This window comes from Ruegeria sp. S263, assembly GCF_056780525.1.
Genome location: NZ_CM165558.1, coordinates 2,665,464 through 2,682,097, shown reverse-complemented (window position 1 = coordinate 2,682,097; position 16,634 = coordinate 2,665,464). Strand labels below are relative to the sequence as shown.

11 protein-coding genes are annotated in these 16,634 nt (G+C 58.0%); 7 read left to right on the top strand and 4 right to left on the bottom strand.

The window, feature by feature from the left end; genetic code table 11:
- Nucleotides 1–125: 125 nt before the first annotated feature.
- From ftsZ to ACT2B1_RS13315, 5 genes are all read left to right on the top strand, one after another.
- On the top strand, nt 126–1,748 hold the full coding sequence (gene ftsZ / locus ACT2B1_RS13335; RefSeq protein WP_171239728.1) for a cell division protein FtsZ: 1,623 nt from the start codon (nt 126–128) through the stop codon (nt 1,746–1,748).
- Between the two features lie 213 nt (nt 1,749–1,961).
- Complete coding sequence (gene lpxC, locus ACT2B1_RS13330; RefSeq protein WP_171210426.1) at nt 1,962–2,882, top strand: UDP-3-O-acyl-N-acetylglucosamine deacetylase; 921 nt, start codon at nt 1,962–1,964, stop codon at nt 2,880–2,882.
- 127 nt (nt 2,883–3,009) lie between these two features.
- Nucleotides 3,010–3,852 (top strand): outer membrane protein assembly factor BamD, encoded by an 843-nt coding sequence (locus ACT2B1_RS13325; RefSeq protein ID WP_171210427.1) that lies wholly within the window; start codon nt 3,010–3,012, stop codon nt 3,850–3,852.
- A 35-nt stretch (nt 3,853–3,887) separates the two neighbouring features.
- A complete protein-coding gene (gene recN, locus ACT2B1_RS13320; RefSeq protein WP_481667920.1) occupies nt 3,888–5,537 on the top strand; it encodes a DNA repair protein RecN in 1,650 nt (549 codons plus the stop codon).
- Nucleotides 5,538–5,617: 80 nt separating this feature from the next.
- Nucleotides 5,618–7,303 carry a chloride channel protein gene (locus ACT2B1_RS13315; protein WP_171239730.1) on the top strand — a complete coding sequence of 562 codons (1,686 nt, stop codon included), beginning with the start codon at nt 5,618–5,620 and terminating at the stop codon, nt 7,301–7,303.
- Here the strand turns inward: ACT2B1_RS13315 and ACT2B1_RS13310 are convergent.
- Nucleotides 7,300–8,667 carry a DUF3179 domain-containing protein gene (locus ACT2B1_RS13310; RefSeq protein WP_481667919.1) on the bottom strand — a complete coding sequence of 456 codons (1,368 nt, stop codon included), beginning with the start codon at nt 8,665–8,667 and terminating at the stop codon, nt 7,300–7,302. The two genes, ACT2B1_RS13315 and ACT2B1_RS13310, sit on opposite strands and share 4 nt — an antisense overlap.
- 239 nt (nt 8,668–8,906) lie before the next feature.
- On the opposite strand from ACT2B1_RS13310, the gene ACT2B1_RS13305 reads away from it, so the two are divergent.
- Both ACT2B1_RS13305 and ACT2B1_RS13300 read left to right on the top strand, forming a co-directional pair.
- Entirely contained in the window at nt 8,907–10,532 is a 1,626-nt protein-coding gene (locus tag ACT2B1_RS13305; RefSeq protein WP_171122535.1) for a PQQ-dependent sugar dehydrogenase, read from the top strand.
- Between the two features lie 599 nt (nt 10,533–11,131).
- The gene (locus ACT2B1_RS13300; RefSeq protein ID WP_171122537.1) at nt 11,132–12,457 is read left to right on the top strand and encodes an NAD(P)/FAD-dependent oxidoreductase; all 1,326 of its coding nucleotides are present in this window, start codon (nt 11,132–11,134) and stop codon (nt 12,455–12,457) included.
- Here the strand turns inward: ACT2B1_RS13300 and ACT2B1_RS13295 are convergent.
- From ACT2B1_RS13295 to cobT, 3 genes are read right to left on the bottom strand one after another with little or no spacing between them, the layout of a single operon-like run.
- Nucleotides 12,454–12,795 (bottom strand): DUF427 domain-containing protein, encoded by a 342-nt coding sequence (locus ACT2B1_RS13295; RefSeq protein WP_171120690.1) that lies wholly within the window; start codon nt 12,793–12,795, stop codon nt 12,454–12,456. The two genes, ACT2B1_RS13300 and ACT2B1_RS13295, sit on opposite strands and share 4 nt — an antisense overlap.
- A gap of 60 nt (nt 12,796–12,855) precedes the next feature.
- A complete protein-coding gene (locus ACT2B1_RS13290) occupies nt 12,856–14,637 on the bottom strand; it encodes an aminopeptidase P family protein (protein ID WP_481667918.1) in 1,782 nt (593 codons plus the stop codon).
- 54 nt (nt 14,638–14,691) lie between these two features.
- On the bottom strand, nt 14,692–16,569 hold the full coding sequence (gene cobT / locus ACT2B1_RS13285; RefSeq protein WP_171239734.1) for a cobaltochelatase subunit CobT: 1,878 nt from the start codon (nt 16,567–16,569) through the stop codon (nt 14,692–14,694).
- Between the last annotated feature and the right edge of the window lie 65 nt (nt 16,570–16,634).

Here is a 16,634-nt window from a genome sequence, read left to right as displayed (position 1 = left end):
TCCTCCATATTTTGTGGATTCTGGCGATTTTTGGCGTGACCTTTGGCGTTTCGGTCGGTAGGATTGTTGAAGGATAGGTAAGAAAAACACCGCTTTGGCGGATCATATAAACAGGCGGACAGAGCATGACATTGAATCTTTCGATGCCCGGGCACGACGAACTGAAGCCTCGGATTACTGTATTTGGCGTTGGTGGCGCAGGCGGTAACGCTGTCAATAACATGATTGAAAAACAGTTGGATGGCGTGGATTTCGTGGTCGCCAATACCGACGCACAAGCACTTCAGCAAAGCCATTCCTCGGCGCGGGTGCAATTGGGCGTCAAAGTGACCGAGGGTCTGGGCGCTGGCGCGCGGCCTACCGTTGGGGCTGCGGCTGCAGAGGAAAGCATCGAACAGATCGTCGATCATCTGGCGGGCGCACATATGTGTTTCATCACCGCCGGCATGGGCGGTGGAACCGGTACAGGCGCTGCTCCGATCATCGCTCAGGCTGCGCGTGAGTTGGGCGTTCTGACTGTTGGTGTTGTCACCAAGCCCTTCCAGTTCGAAGGGGCCAAGCGGATGCGTCAGGCCGAAGACGGTGTCGAGGCGCTGCAAAAGGTCGTTGACACGCTGATCATCATTCCGAACCAGAACCTGTTCCGTCTGGCCAATGAAAAGACCACGTTTACCGAGGCGTTCTCGATGGCCGATGACGTTCTGTATCAGGGCGTGAAGGGCGTGACCGACCTGATGGTGCGTCCGGGTCTGATCAACCTCGACTTTGCCGACGTCCGCGCCGTGATGGACGAGATGGGCAAGGCGATGATGGGTACGGGCGAGGCGACCGGCGAAGATCGCGCGGTTCAGGCGGCCGAGAAGGCAATCGCCAACCCGCTGCTGGACGAAATCAGCCTCAAGGGTGCCAAGGGCGTGCTGATCAATATCACCGGTTCGCACGACCTGACCCTGTTCGAATTGGACGAAGCCGCCAACCGCATCCGCGAGGAAGTGGACCCCGAGGCCAACATCATCGTTGGTTCGACCCTGGATACCGCGATGGAAGGCGGCATGCGCGTTTCGGTTGTCGCAACCGGTATTGACGCCAGTGAAAAGCACGATGACGTCCCCGTTGCCCGTCGTTCGATGTCAGCCCCACTGACACGCACAGTTTCGGCAGAAGAACCGCTGCAAGAAGAGACCCCCGTCGCAGCGGAAGAGGTCGTTACTGAGCCTCAGCCCGAAGTGAACCGCGAACCTTCGTTGTTTGAAACGACCGAGGAACCGACGGAACCACAGTACCAGCCGCGTGCTGAACAAGACGATGATGGCCTGCCCCCTCCGGCCTATCAGCCGCAGGTCGCTGAGTTCGAACCGACCCCCGAGCCGGTTGAACCTGCTCCGGAAAACTATGTCGCGCCTCAGCCTCAACCAGCGGCGGGCACCCCGTCGCCCGAGGCCCTGCAGCGCCTGCAAGCCGCAGTTCAGAACGTTCCGGCGTCCGAGCGTGGCCACCCAGCGCCGCGCCCGACGGCACCGCAGCCCGCACCTCAGCCGACGGCCCATACTGAGGCTGATCGTCCCCGGTTTGGCTTCAACCGTTTGATCGACCGGATGACGGGGCACGCGGCCGATACTCCGGCGCAACCACCGCGCCAACAGCCGGTTATGCGCCAATCTGACGCTACGGCACCAGCACAGGATGAGGCCGATCCCGAACAGGATCGCATCGAAATTCCGGCATTTCTGCGGCGTCAAGCGAACTGATCACGGTAACAATATACGTTTTAGGGGTCGCCACTTGGCGGCCCTTTTTAATTTAAATACAGTACCTTAGGTGGATATAAGCAGTCTTTTGCCGATCTGTTACATACATGTTTCATTCAGTTACAAAGAGTGAGTTGAGCCTTTTGCCCGTGTTCCTTAACTGAATGTCCAACACGGTCGGGATGGGCCGGACACCACTCACTGAGGTTCATTTTGCAACATACGCTCAAAACTCCGATCACGTTTACAGGCGTCGGGCTGCACAGCGGCAAACCAGCGACGATGGTCCTGAAGCCAGCGGCCGCGGGTCACGGCATCTGGTTCAAGCGGTCGGATATCGAACTGGGCAACGCGCTGATCCCGGCGATCTACGACGTGGTGGAACGCACTCCGCTATGTACCCGTCTAGTGAACGACGCGGGTGTGTCGGTGTCGACCATCGAACATATCATGGCAGCTTTGGCCGGGTGCGGTGTTCATAACGCTCTGATCGAGATTGACGGCCCCGAAGTTCCGATCATGGACGGATCGTCGATCGACTTCGTGCGCGGCATCATGACCAAAGGCGTGCGTCGGCAGGCGAGCCCGGTTCTGGCCTACGAAGTGCTCAAGCCCGTAACAGCGACCCGCGAAGGGGCAAGCGCCTCAATCGCGCCCGCCGATGGCCTGATCATCGACTTCCACATAGATTTCGAAGACGCAGCGATTGGCAGTCAGACCAAGACATTGGATATGCGTAACGGATCCTTTGCGCGCGAGCTGAGCGATTGCCGTACGTTCTGCCGCCGCACAGACGTAGAAGAAATGCGCGAGAACGGTCTTGCGCTTGGCGGAACATTGGAAAACGCCGTGGTTGTTCAGGGGGACGAAGTGTTGACCCCCGGCGGACTTCGCCACGCTGATGAAGCCGTGCGTCACAAGATGCTGGACGCTCTGGGTGACCTTTACCTAGCCGGAGGGCCGATCCTGGGTCATTTCACAGGCGACAAGTCGGGCCATGCGATGACAAACACCTTGCTGCGCAAGCTGTTTGAAACGCCGGGTGCCGTTCGTCCGATCCTTTGCACGCCCGAACAGGCCGCGCGCCTGCCGGGGCAAGGCCTTGTGTGGGACGAAATCCCCGAAGTCGCCTGATTGGATCAACTCTGTCGACAATTGCGCCAGAGGGCTTACTAAGGCGTTTTGCCCCGCAATTATATGTGCTAAACCAAGGCCAAATCCGGGGTTTGCCCCAATAATCAAGACGACAAGGATAGGCGGAATGGTTGGCACCAAAGCGGCAGTCAGATTCGCAGCGGCGATTCTTCTGGCAGCAGTTTTGACGGCTTGCGGCAGACAAGGCGCGGACCGCGATCAGAACCTGGAAGGGTTCACTCCGGAACAGATTTTCACGCGCGGCGAATACGAGCTGTCGCAGAATCGTTCGGATGATGCGGCGTGGTACTTCTCGGAAGTTGAACGTCTGTATCCTTATTCCGATTGGGCCAAACGCGCGCTGATCATGCAGGCGTTCTCATACCATTCGGACAAGAACTATGAAGAAAGCCGGGCGGCGGCGCAGCGGTATATCGACTTTTACCCCACGGATGAAGATGCGGCCTATGCCCAGTACCTGCTTGCGCTGAGCTATTATGATCAGATTGACGAGGTCGGGCGTGATCAGGGCCTGACATTTCAGGCGCTTCAGTCCTTGCGCACGGTCATCGAAGTTTATCCCGACAGTGAATACGCAACGTCGGCGGTGTTGAAATTCGATCTGGCTTTTGACCATCTGGCCGGAAAGGAAATGGAGATTGGCCGGTATTACCTGCGCCAAGATCATTATTCCGCAGCCATCAACCGGTTCCGTGTCGTGGTTGAGGATTTCCAGACCACGTCGCACACAGCCGAGGCGCTGTATCGTTTGATCGAAGCCTATCTGTCGCTGGGTCTGGTGGACGAAGCGCAGTCGGCCGGTGCGATTCTGGGATACAACTATCAGTCGTCCGAGTGGTACGACGCGGGTTACAAGCTGTTGACCTCGCGTGGGCTGGACCTGAAGAGCCGAGGAAATAATTGGCTCAGCCAGATCTATCGCCAGACGATCAAGGGTGAGTGGTTGTAATCGCCATGACCAAAGGCGTGGGACGCTAAGACCCGATGCTGCGCGCCCTCGATATCCGCGACATGCTGATCATCGACCGGTTGGAACTGACGTTTCAACCGGGTTTGAACGCGTTGACCGGCGAGACAGGGGCAGGCAAGTCAATCCTGCTGGATTCGCTCGGCTTCGTTCTGGGGTGGCGGGGTCGGGCCGAACTGGTGCGTCAGGGCGCTGTTCAGGGCGAGGTTGTGGCCGAATTTGAACTGTCCCCGGACCATCCGGCCCATGCAATCTTGGCGGAGGCCGGATTGCCAGCCGGAGAGGAATTGATCCTGCGCCGCGTAAACACAGCCGAAGGGCGCAAGACAGCCTGGGTCAATGACCGGCGCTGCTCGGGCGAGGTGCTGCGGGCGCTATCTGAGACTCTGGTGGAGCTGCATGGTCAGCATGATGATCGCGGATTGTTGAATCCGCGCGGTCACAGGGCCATGCTGGACAGCTATTCGGGCGCTGGTGAGCAGCTTGCCGACGTTCGCACCGCGTGGTCTGAAGTGTCGCGCGCCCGCAAAGCTCTTGCCCAGACCGAGGCTGCTTTGACAGCGATGCGCGCCGAAGAAGAGTTTCTGCGCCATTCGGTAGCCGAACTTGATCAGTTGAACCCGCAACCGGGCGAAGATGCTGATCTGGATGCACGTCGTCGATTGATGCAGGGTGCCGAGCGCATCCGTGACGACGTTGCCCGCGCTTTCGATTTGCTGGGCGGCGACGGCGCAGAGGGCGCGATGTCTGACGCCGTGCGTTGGCTGGAAGGTGTATCCGATAATGCTGGTGGGCAGTTGGAGGAACCGATTGCCGCGTTGGGCCGCGCCTCGATCGAATTGGGTGAGGCGCAAGACGGTGTCAGCGCCTGTCTTGACGCGCTTGAGTTCAACCCATCCGAGTTGGAGCTGACCGAAGAGCGTCTTTTTGCTATTCGCGCGCTGGCCCGAAAACACGACGTTGCCCCCGATGATCTGGGTGGCTTTGCTGAGACCTTGCGGGACCGTTTGAACCGCTTGGAAGCAGGGGACGCGAATCTGGCCGATCAGCGCGCTGCGGTTGCGGCCGCGCAGGAACGCTATGACGCTGCTGCTTCGGCTCTGAGCGCCGCTCGGCAAAAGGCTGCCGTCGAGTTGGACACAGCCGTAATGGCAGAACTGGCACCGTTGAAAATGGAGCGTGCGGTGTTTCGGACCGAAGTGACCCCAGGCGACCCCGGCCCCGAAGGTATTGACGTGGTTGCCTTCACGGTTGCCACCAACCCGGGTGCCCCGTCCGGTCCGCTGAACAAGATCGCGTCCGGCGGGGAACTCAGCCGATTTCTGCTGGCACTCAAGGTGTGCCTGACCGGGGAAGACAGTGCGCACACCATGATCTTTGATGAGATTGATCGGGGTGTAGGCGGTGCCACGGCGGATGCTGTTGGCCGTCGACTGGCGTCTTTGGCGGATGGTGGGCAGGTTCTTGTGGTGACGCATTCACCGCAGGTCGCCGCCCGAGCCGCGCATCACTGGCGGGTTCAGAAACATGTCACGGACGGTCAGACGCTTTCGACGGTGATCCCGCTGGCTGATCCTGACAGGGTGGACGAAATCGCCCGAATGGTTGCCGGCGATACCATAACTGACGAAGCGCGCGCCGCCGCCCGTGCCTTGTTGGACGCATAGCTGCTCACACCCGCGCGATCCGCCTTTTATATGTGCCCACCGTGGCTTAGTAAGGCATATGAATTGATCCCCGAGGGCACATGACTCAGTCGACCCGTACCGTTTTGCGCAACCAGCTCAATCAGGCTCTGGCCGCGATGAAGGATGCGTGGCGGGTGATGCGGCGTCGGGGCCCCAGCCAAATTCAGTTCTGGTTCATTGCTTTGGCCATCGGGATCGCGGCTGGCTTCATGGCGCTGGGATTTCGCAAGGCAATCCGGGCTCTTCAGGCCTATGTCTATGACACCGAAGACATCCTGCTGCTGCATAGCCATGCGGAAAAGCTGCCGTGGTTCGTGATCCTGATCACGCCCATCATTGGCGGTCTGGTTGTTGGCATCATCCTGCACAGATTCACCGATGACGGGCGCGTTCGTTCCGTCGCCGACGTGATTGAGGGCGCGGCGCTGACCGATGGCCGGGTTGAACGCAAGGCCGGGATCGCGTCCTTGTTCGCGTCCCTGATTACACTAAGTACGGGCGGATCGACGGGCCGCGAAGGTCCGGTGGTGCACATGGCCGGTGTCATCTCGACATGGGTTAGCGACCGTATTAACGCCGACGGCATTACCGGGCGCGACCTGTTGGGATGTGCGGTTGCGGCCGCAGTATCGGCCAGCTTCAATTCTCCGATCGCGGGTGCGCTTTTCGCGCTCGAGGTCGTCTTGCGGCATTTTGCGGTGCATGCATTTGCGCCGATCGTCATCGCGTCGGTCGCGGGCACGGTGATCAACAGGTTGGAATATGGCGACGTCACCGAGTTCGTTTTGGAAACGCCCGGCTCGCTGCAATTCTATGTCGAGTTACCCGCATTTCTGATCCTTGGCCTGATCTGCGGGCTAGTTTCCCTGCTGCTGATGCGATCAATCTTTTTCGCCGAGGACTTCGGCAACCACATTCAGGCCCGATTGTCCCTGCCGCGTTGGTTGCGGCCAGCCGTGTCGGGCGCGATGCTGGGGCTTCTGGCGATCTGGTTCCCGCACATCATCGGGGTTGGATACGAAACCACGGTCCGTGCCTTGACCGGAGATTTGGTGCTTTCCGCTGCTATTGTCTTTGCCGTGGTCAAAACCGTTGCGTTGGCCATTACGATGGGCGGACGGATGGGGGGCGGGGTGTTCTCGCCTTCGCTGATGATCGGCGCGCTGACCGGGTTGGCCTTCGGCCTTGTCGCGACGGGTCTGCTGCCGGATGTATCTGGCACGCATACTCTCTATGCGTTTGCGGGGATGGGGGCCGTTGCCGCCGCGGTGCTGGGTGCGCCGATATCGACCACGATGATTGTTTTTGAGCTGACCGGAGACTGGCAAATCGGTCTGGCCGTAATGGTTTCGGTGTCCATGTCGACCGCGCTGGCCTCGCGCTTAGTCGACAGATCGTTCTTCCTGACACAGCTTGAGCGCCGCGATGTCCACCTGGCCGCTGGCCCGCAGGCTTATCTGTTGGCGATGCTTCGCGCCGGATCAGTGATGCGCCCGATCGGTGATCCACGGTCAATCACCAAGGACGAAGCACAGGATCTGATAGAACAAGGCCTGTGCGTTCAGGCCAGCGCCACGTTAGAGGCCGCGATGCCTTACTTCGACCGGGTGGACATCCCGTGCATTCCGGTCGTCGTGGTGGATGAGGACGGCTGCGAAAACCCCGTTGGTGCCCTGTACCACATAGACGCGCTCAAAGCCTATAACCGGGCTTTGGCGGCGACGGCGGCCGAGGAACATTCTTAACCGGGATACACAGTCGCGGCGTCCCCCAGATAGTTATCCCACGCAAACCAGTACGAGATATGTCCCGCGACGCGTGGCAACCGGGTGCCATCAGGCCCGATCAAGGCCTCTTCGGTCATTGTCCATTTCCGGCCCGCCTGATCAACCAAACCGCTGTCAGACGCCGTGAATTGGTTTGACTTCCTCTCGTAGGCCCGGACCGCGCGCTTGTCTGGGTTTCCGACCAAAACCAGCGCCTTGTTGTCGATTGCGTCATTGATTACGCGGGTCTTGCTGAACGCGTTCAAAGGCCAAGCCCGCGCCGCGCCAAATTGACGAATGGCGAACACATAGTCCTTCTGCTGATGTCTGGATTGATCGACCAGCGCCGGGAACATCAACTCGGGCGATGCGAAGTAATCGCGATAGACTACGCCCGATCCATAGTTTCTGCGGTGCCCGGTTTTGAGGGACAGAACCTTGGTGTCCGGGTGCGAGGTTTTCCAGCTTTGCCATGTGGTGATCACAACTGGTCGCTGCTTCAGTTCAATCCCGCTGCTGACCAAGGGGCCAACAACCGGTTTGCCGGTGTACTGGTTCCATAACGAGTGTGTCTCGCGGTCGAACATCAGCTTGTTCGAGCGGTATAGAAAACCTGATGAGCCAAAGACCAGAGGCTTGCTCCGCCCGGCCACTTGCGTTTCAAATAGAATTCCAGAACCACACAACGTACAATAGGCCAGCGCGACAGGTACGCCGCCGATGACTTCATTGAACATTTCGTGCCAGCCCATAATCCGTAACGGATAGGCGCGTGTGTCTCCGTTGATCGAGACCCCGAAAACCAGATCGCTGTCTTTCAGGTATTCCGCCCGAGACACCGGCACCAGTGTCGGATTATCCAGAGATGGGATACCATCCTTGTGAACCCCACCCCATGTGATCTCTTCCAGCCGGATTTTCATCTTCTCGGGCTGAAGGTATTCAGGGCGCAGAAAATCGTCGAAATTCGGATCGATTCCCAATAGCACCTCGCGCTTGAATGGGATCAGCGACGGATGTGGGGTCAGTTGCGGGTTGTTCTCTTGCCACAGCATCCAATCGAACCAATCGGTTCCGATAGTCTCGCCCGTAAGATCGCGCATCACGCCGGTGATCTCGTTGCTTCGCTGCCGCCCGTACCGCATCGCGGTCAGCAGGGCAGGGACGACATCCGGATTTCCACGCGCGACCAGATAAGACATTCCTTCGGCAAACTCGGAATTGCTGCCATACAGGGTGGAACGCACCGCCTGCAAAACAGGATCGGATTGTGACCACAACGCTGTGGGCAGGGCAAGCCCGGCCCCAAATGCTCCGACGAAACTGCGGCGGGTGATCGACATGGCGTCCTCCGATGGTGTGTTGTGCCATTTTGCCCGCAAATCGGTTCACTTGCATTGAACAGGCGCGTGAGGAACGCGTGAAGTTTGTTCGATTTGGGGCGTGGTTGAAGTCTATTGACCGCAATCGTTCGCGGGAATTGGCAAGCCGGGTTGATACTGTTGAAGTTTCCGGTTTCTATGAGCCCGAGCAGCACCCGCAGTAATGGCGGATAACAAAAAAACTTGGTTGAGGTCAGGCAATGAGCATTGTGAAACGACTGTTGAGTAGCCCCGTTATCACGGTGACGTTGGCAGGTTCGCTGGGCCTGATGATGTGGGAAGTCCACCAACTGCGCACAAGTCATGTTGGGATAACTCATTCCGCTCCGATCTGGTCTGGGGATCGCGTTGCGCAAGTCGAAACCATTTTCACCGCCCTCAACATGAAAGAACTGGACGTCCCCGTGGACCGTGCGGGCAGCGGTGGTGCGTTGACCAGTTTGGGAAAAGACTTGATCGTCATGACCCATGAAGGCGGGTTTTTCGAAGTCAGCGGCGATGAAGCCGTGACGCTTGATATTGCGCCGCCGCCCAACGGGTGGGAGACCATGCTTGATTTCGAAGAGGCCAACCCGGATTACAACTTTGCGCATTTTTACTTTCGCTATAACGACGTAGACGTCGTCGACGGTAAGCTGATTGTCTCATTCACCGAGTGGGTAGAAGCCGACAATTGCTATCGCACGACCTTGTCCACTGCTCCGCTGAACGGCACCTCTGCCGATGCGGTTTCAATCAGTTCGGATGACTGGACCATTCTATACGCAACGGATCCCTGTCTTGCGCCCAACCCGGACGGGCGCGCGATTCAGGGCCATATGGCAGGCGGTCGGTTCCGTGTCGACGATGATGGGACATTGTATCTGGCCGCTGGCGACTATGCGATGGACGGAACCTATTCGCCGGTGGCGCTGTCGCAGGATCCTGACCAGATGTACGGCAAGGTACTTGCCGTCGATACGGCAACAGGTGAGCACCGCGTTCTCAGTCAGGGTCACTCGAACATGCAGGGGATCGCGTTTGATGCCGATGGCCGCTTGTGGACGGTCGAGCATGGCCGTCGCGGAGGGGATGAACTGAACCTTATTCGTGAGGGCTCAGATTACGGGTGGCCGCAGGTTTCGCTGGGTACGCGGTACAATAAGTTGCCTTTGCCGGATACGCTTGATTACGGACGCCACCCGGAATTCCAGCTTCCAGCCTATTCGTGGTTGCCCTCGGTCGCCGTAAGTTCACTAGCGCCGGTGGATGACTTCCATCCAGCGTGGGATGGTGACATGCTGGCGGGGTCCTTGGCCGGAAACAGCCTGTTCCGCATTCGCACGAACGGCGAAGGCATCCTGTTCGCCGAGCGCATTCCGCTCGGCTTTCGCATCCGCTATGTCCATCAGCATGGAGACACGATCGCACTTTGGACCGACCAGAAAAAGGTGCTGCATCTGACGGTTGGAGAGTTTGATCCAAGCTACCAGTTCGCTGTTGCCAAAATTGGCGATCTTGGATTGTCGAACAGAACCGTCGGCGCGGTCGAAACCGCGTTGGACGGTTGCGCCGAATGTCACGGTTTTGGCGTACTTCCTAGCGCAAGCGCCCCGTCATTGGGCGAGGTCTACGGCAGAAAGATCGCGGGTCTCACAGATTTTGACTATTCGCAGTCGCTTTCGTCGGTCGGAGGAGAGTGGACGCGCGAGCAGTTGGTAGCATTTCTGGACAATCCGCAATCTGTGGCCCAGGACACCTCGATGCCTGACCCAGCGCTGGACGACCCAGAAGTAATTAACGCCTTGGTGGATATCCTGATTTCTCTGCGCGAGCAGGCTGAATAACCTCTGATTTTTGTGTGAAGGAAGGCCTCGGGCGCGTCTGAAGCAGCACGGATTTTTGCTTGGAAACAGCAATCGCCGCAAAGTTGGGCTTTGGGCATTCTTGCGTGCTTAAGAACGCACCGAGCCAGCAGTGGAACTTGTTCGACGCCCATTGGAATGGCTTGTTTTCTTGATTCAAACAGCAAATTTCAGCTATTATCGGCAAAGTTGGCCCGGATAATTTATTGAGTTCAATTGGTATTCGTTCTTCTTAACCGGGTATCTGGCACTACGAATACACGTAATTTCAAACAACTAGACGACAAATATACGAACTTGCACCAAGGCTCATGAGATTTGGGGGCAACTTATTATGTTTTTACTGCGTCTCGCTTTGTGTACATCAAATTACACTACTGCCTCTGCGCGTGCATGGTGTCCGGCGCTTTTGGGGCCGCTTGGCAGAACTTGGGCCATCTATTGCTTGTGGAAGTTCCGAATACTCCGCTCTGAACCTTTCAGATGCGCAGAGTACCCTTTGGTTCACGCCCGTGTTCCGATGAATTGCCGGGGCGGAAAGCGAATTCTAAATCCGGTTTCGTGTAGAAAAGGGTCTTTGCATGCGCGTTTTTGATGCCGCATTGATCGGCGCTGGCCCTGCTGGTTATGCCGCCCTGACCGCGATGAAGGGTTATTCCGGATCGTTGGTTGTTGTTACGGGTGCGACGTCCCAACCCTTTGAGGGGGGGCCGGCCAAAATAGTTTCGGTTGCTTATGAACGGCGCGAGCCCGCCTATTTGGCCGAACGAACGGCAGTGTCCGGAGATGCCCCTCCAATGTTTGTTGCCGCAGAAATTGGTGGTTTGGCCAATTATTGGGGAAAACAGCTTCAGGTCTATGACAGGGATGACCCTTGGGGACAGGGACGATTCCTTGAAAACTGGCGGGCTTACCGCGAAGCGTGCGACGCAGTACAATCCGATTTTGAAGTGGTTGGCGGCGTTCGTCGGCAGAAACTGGAAAACGGATTTGAAAAAAGCGCACCGCGCCTTCTGACGGGAACCAAGGACGAGCCCGGGTCTGGATTGCGCGCTATGGCAAATGCGGTGGAAAAGCGCCTGCGTGAAATGCCGGATGTCGAAATCCGCAACGGTCGGGTACAGCGTATCGAAACCGAACAGGAACTTGTTCGGTTAGAGCTTGACGACGGTACCCGGATTAAGGCTCGTCGCGTGTTTCTGGCTGCCGGTGTTCTTGGCACGGCAACTTTGCTGGCACGTAGCCTAAGGGCAGCGACCGAGATCAGATTTCGTGATCATGCACCTTACACGATCAATTGCCTCAGGCTCGCCCGTATACTTGGGTCGCCCCGCAGCTATACGAACCGAGGGAATTTCAACGCGCTGACGCTCAAGTGGAAACAAGACGGGCTTTGTAAGCTGTTTGCCTCAGTCTACACGGTGTCCCAAGCCCCGCTGAGTATGCTAACGACCAGGTTTGGTCTGGGGCCTCACTTCCGTGGTCGACGCATTGGACGCATTATTGATTTTGTCCAGCCAGTGCGGATTTGGACACCGAAAACGCTGGTTCAGTTCCACCATTTACCGGGCCAGGACCGGATAGAGGCGATACAGACGCCGAAACCGGATATGGACGAATACTTGCAGCATCTTCTCGACTGGCTCGCCTCTCATGGCGTGCGCAGCGCATTGGGCATCACTGACCCCGGTCAAGGGTTTCACTATCACAGGCTGACCCTTGGGCAGCGTCATGAGCCCGTGGATCGGGTCGTGCGATCTGCTTTCGACGGGAAGGTCCGTGTGATCGACGCATCCTGCCTGCCTGAGATTGGCTGCCCTCCGCATACGTTGACCTCAATGGCGCAGGCGTTCGGACGTGTCCGTCATGACATGGCAACTGTCGAGGCGGTGAAAGAGGCGATCTAGATTTGTTCGACCTTGACCGACTCGATCTTATAAAAGGCAACGTAGCCCTTGATTTCCAGGGCTGATGGGATTGGGTCTTCGTAGCTCCATGCTGCGTTTTCAGTGACAGAGGATTTGTTCACAATCGAAAAATGCGTGGCATCGCCCTTGTGCGGGCAATGCGTGCGTTTTTCGGTGCGATCCAGAAACGCCATGGCAATGTCTGAGCGAGGGAAGTAGATTACAGGGTCAAGATCGCCTTCCAAAAGCTCCAGCGCATTTGTGCTTTCACCAAGGATAGCGCCTCCGGACCGGACGCTCCATTTGCCCGGTGCTTTACGGATTGTGATCTTGGTCATACGTATTCCATCCCTTTGTTCTGGGCTTCTCCTCTGCCCGGTGTTTGTAACAGTCCGGTGTCAGACCGGCCCGGTTGCGGCATCCAACCACAGCTGCGCCTCTGCGCCCAGCCTAGGCCTGATTTTTTCCGCAACGTCGCGGTGATAGGCGTTCAGCCAATCGCGTTCGTCAGTGGTAAGCATCTCGACCACAATCAACCGTTGGTCAATCGGGACAAAAGTCAGAGTACACCAGTTCAGCATCGCGCGTTCGGCATCACCACCGGGCAGGGCGGGCGCCTCTTGCACAGCCACCAGATTTTCGATCCGGATTCCGAAAGCGCCCTCGCGGTAGTAGCCAGGTTCGTTTGACAGGATCATACCGGGTTGCAGCGGGACAGAGCTGACACGCGACAGACGCTGGGGGCCTTCGTGAACGCTTAGATAAGCGCCGACCCCGTGGCCGACCCCGTGATTGAAATCCTGCCCTGCCGCCCAGAGCGGTGCGCGCGCGATACATTCAACGTCGCGTCCTGCCAAACCAACGGGCCAGCGCAACATGGACATGTTAATCATGCCCTTCAACACGCGGGTGAAGCAGGTTTTTTCCTCTTCGCCGACCTCTCCGACGGCGATGGTCCGGGTGATATCTGTCGTACCATCCAAATACTGGCCGCCGCTGTCCAGAACCAGTATGTGTCCGTCTTTTAGCAAGCTGTCGGTTTCTTCGGTCACGCGATAGTGCATGATCGCACCGTTGGGGCCGGTTCCGGCGATCGTGTCGAACGAGATGTCCTGCAGGGCGTTGTCCCTGCGTCGGTTTTCTTCCAGCCGGGTAACGACTTGGGTCTCGGTCACTGTGCCGGGGGTCTGTGCATCCAGCCAGCACAGGGTTTCGACAACCGCTACGGCGTCGCGCAAGTGCGCTTCGGCGCTGCCAGCGATTTCGGCCAGGTTCTTGCAGGCCTTGGGCAGGGCGCACGGGTCGCCGCCGTCAATCATCCGATCTGACAAGATATCCGCTACGGCTTGTGGCAACGTGCCCAGATCGACCTGTACCTTGCCATCAAGCGCAGCGAGGCTGTCCAAGAACGCGTTCGGTTCGTGGATATTCACCCTGTCACCCAGAGGAATGACCAGTTTTTCCTTGGCCATGAACAGATCCACCAGCCCATCGGCATGTAGAATCGCGAATCCGTGTGCCACAGGATTGTAGCCGATATCTGAGCCGCGAATGTTCAACAGCCACATGATCGAGTCCGGCAGGGTAATCACAGCGGCCGAACATCCTGCATCGCGCAGGCCCGTGGCCAAGCGTGTGATTTTGCTTTCTGCGGTTTCTCCAGCGAATTCCAGAGGGTGAGCCTTGACGGGATTTAATGGCGGCTCCGGTTGGTCGTTCCAAACACGGTCGACGAGGTTATCGCTGCGCATCAGTTCGATACCACTGCCGGACAGCTCTTTCTGGGCGGCTGAGATCTGCTCGGCGGCGTGCAACCAAGGGTCAAAGCCAACTTTTCCCCCGTTCGGCAGTTGTTCCTTCAACCACGCACTCAGGCCGACTTCGGGCCAAGGCACCGGGGTGAAGTCGGACGCGACCTGTGCCTTGACCTGAGTACGGTAGCGTCCGTCAACAAACACGCCTGCGATGTCTGACAGGGCAACACAAAATCCGGCTGATCCGGTAAATCCGGTCAACCACGCCAGACGCTCGTCCCGTGGGGCGACATATTCTCCCTGATGCGCGTCCGCGCGCGGGGTCAAGAAACCATCCAACCCCGCTTGCGCTAGCTCCGTCCGCAGCGCAGCCAAGCGCGGTGGGCCTTGTTCCGGACGTGCGGTCACGGCAAAGGATTGAAACATGTCTCACCTCATTCAGATCGGAGTGCACTCCGTTTAGTTTTAGGATTAGGCGCGTTAGCCCACTTTCCTCATCCCCATGACCCTGGCGCGCGCCCTTGGGTCGCTGTCAAACAGTGCTGCCAATTGTTCGGTCATCGCACCGGCCAGTTGTTCGACGTCCGTAATTGTAACCGCGCGGTCGTAATAACGCGTCACGTCATGGCCGATCCCGATAGCAAGCAGTTCGACCATCTTGCGCTTCTCAACCATTGCGATCACGTCGCGCAGGTGTTTTTCCAGATAATTTGCAGGGTTAACGCTGAGAGTTGAATCATCGACCGGCGCACCATCGGAAATCACCATCAAGATCTTGCGCTGTTCGCGCCGGGCCATCATCCGACGATGCGCCCATTCCAGCGCCTCGCCGTCGATGTTTTCCTTCAGCAGACCTTCTTTCATCATCAGGCCAAGGTTGGGGCGTGCGCGACGCCACGGAGCATCCGCGCCCTTGTAAATAATATGGCGAAGGTCGTTCAGCCGCCCGGGTTGCTGGGGGCGACCGTCGTTCAGCCACGCCTCGCGTGCCTGACCACCCTTCCAGGCGCGGGTGGTGAAGCCCAGAATTTCGACCTTAACATTGCAGCGTTCCAGCGTCCGCGCCAGAACATCAGCGCATATCGCTGCGATCGAGATCGGACGCCCGCGCATCGACCCGGAATTATCCAACAAAAGCGTCACGACGGTGTCGCGGAACTCGGTATCCTTCTCGATTTTGAAACTGAGCGGAGTTGTCGGGTTCGCGATGACACGTGCCAGACGTCCAGCATCCAAAATGCCTTCCTCACGGTCGAATTCCCACGATCGGTTCTGCTGCGCCTGCAGGCGGCGTTGCAGTTTGTTGGCCAGACGGCTGACCGCGCCCTTCAGCGGTTCAAGCTGTTGATCGAGATAGGCGCGCAGCCGTTCCAACTCGGCGGGTTCGGCCAAATCCTCGGCCTCGATCTCTTCGTCAAAAGTATTCAGGTAGACTTTGTAATCAGGGTCCGCCTCAGAGGCCGAAGGCGGGGCGGGCGGCTCTAGCGGGGCCTCGCCTTCGGGCATCTCTGCCTCTTCGCCCATCTCGTCGTCGGCCATTTCGTCCATCGAGACCTGAGCCTGAGATTGGTCCTGCTGCTCTTCCTGAGATTGCTCAGGGGTGGCATCGGCTTCTTGTTCATCCTGATCGTCCTGGCCGGTGCTATCAGGATCGGGCTGTTCTTCTGCGTCGTCCTCGGCCTGATCTTCCTGTTCTTCGTCCAGCTCGTCAGGGTCATCCCCCAATTGGTCGCCGTATCCCAGATCCTTGATCATCTTACGGGCAAACTTTGCAAACTCTGCCTGATCCGAGAGAATATCATCGAGGCTTTCAAGCGTTCCCCCAGCTTGTTCTTCGATGAATCCGCGCCAAAGGTTCATGATGTTATCTGCTGCCTGGGGCAGGTCACGACCAGTCGCCAGATGTCGGATCAGATAACCTGCCGCAACGGCCAAAGGCGCATCAGCAGGTTGTTTGCACTGGTCATACCCACGGCGGATAGCTTCGTGTTCAATTTTGACGTCGATATTGGACGCGGTGCCGGGCATGTCCCGTGCGCCCATCGCCTCGCACCGGGCGGTCTCCATCGCTTCGTACAGATCGCGCGCCATATCTCCCGGAGGGGCATAGCGTGCGTGCGTTGCATCGTCGTGGTATTTGCGTTGCAGCGCCAGTGCATCGGCGGTTCCGCGCGCCAGCAGAACCTCTTCGCGAGTCATGCGGCGGCTGACTTGCGGCAGGCGCATAGATTCACCCGACATGCCCGACGGATCGACCGTGTATGAGACGTTCAGCTCGGGATCATCGGCCATCACTTTCGTGGCTTCGGCCAAAGCTTTCTTGAACGGATCAGCGGGGTTATCGATTGGTTTGCTCATCGGCGGCAGGTCCGGTTGTGTTCTGTCCCGGCAACCTAGAACCATTCCGGGGTCTTGACCATAGG

Bases quoted from the DNA above. Each gene is read 5' to 3' on its own strand.
- ACT2B1_RS13290 (WP_481667918.1), bottom strand. From the start codon at position 14,637: ATGTTTCAATCCTTTGCCGTGACCGCACGTCCGGAACAAGGCCCACCG.
- ftsZ (WP_171239728.1), top strand. From the start codon at position 126: ATGACATTGAATCTTTCGATGCCCGGGCACGACGAACTGAAGCCTCGG.
- ACT2B1_RS13325 (WP_171210427.1), top strand. From the start codon at position 3,010: ATGGTTGGCACCAAAGCGGCAGTCAGATTCGCAGCGGCGATTCTTCTG.
- ACT2B1_RS13305 (WP_171122535.1), top strand. From the start codon at position 8,907: ATGAGCATTGTGAAACGACTGTTGAGTAGCCCCGTTATCACGGTGACG.
- recN (WP_481667920.1), top strand. From the start codon at position 3,888: ATGCTGCGCGCCCTCGATATCCGCGACATGCTGATCATCGACCGGTTG.
- cobT (WP_171239734.1), bottom strand. From the start codon at position 16,569: ATGAGCAAACCAATCGATAACCCCGCTGATCCGTTCAAGAAAGCTTTG.
- ACT2B1_RS13295 (WP_171120690.1), bottom strand. From the start codon at position 12,795: ATGACCAAGATCACAATCCGTAAAGCACCGGGCAAATGGAGCGTCCGG.
- ACT2B1_RS13315 (WP_171239730.1), top strand. From the start codon at position 5,618: ATGACTCAGTCGACCCGTACCGTTTTGCGCAACCAGCTCAATCAGGCT.
- ACT2B1_RS13310 (WP_481667919.1), bottom strand. From the start codon at position 8,667: ATGTCGATCACCCGCCGCAGTTTCGTCGGAGCATTTGGGGCCGGGCTT.
- ACT2B1_RS13300 (WP_171122537.1), top strand. From the start codon at position 11,132: ATGCGCGTTTTTGATGCCGCATTGATCGGCGCTGGCCCTGCTGGTTAT.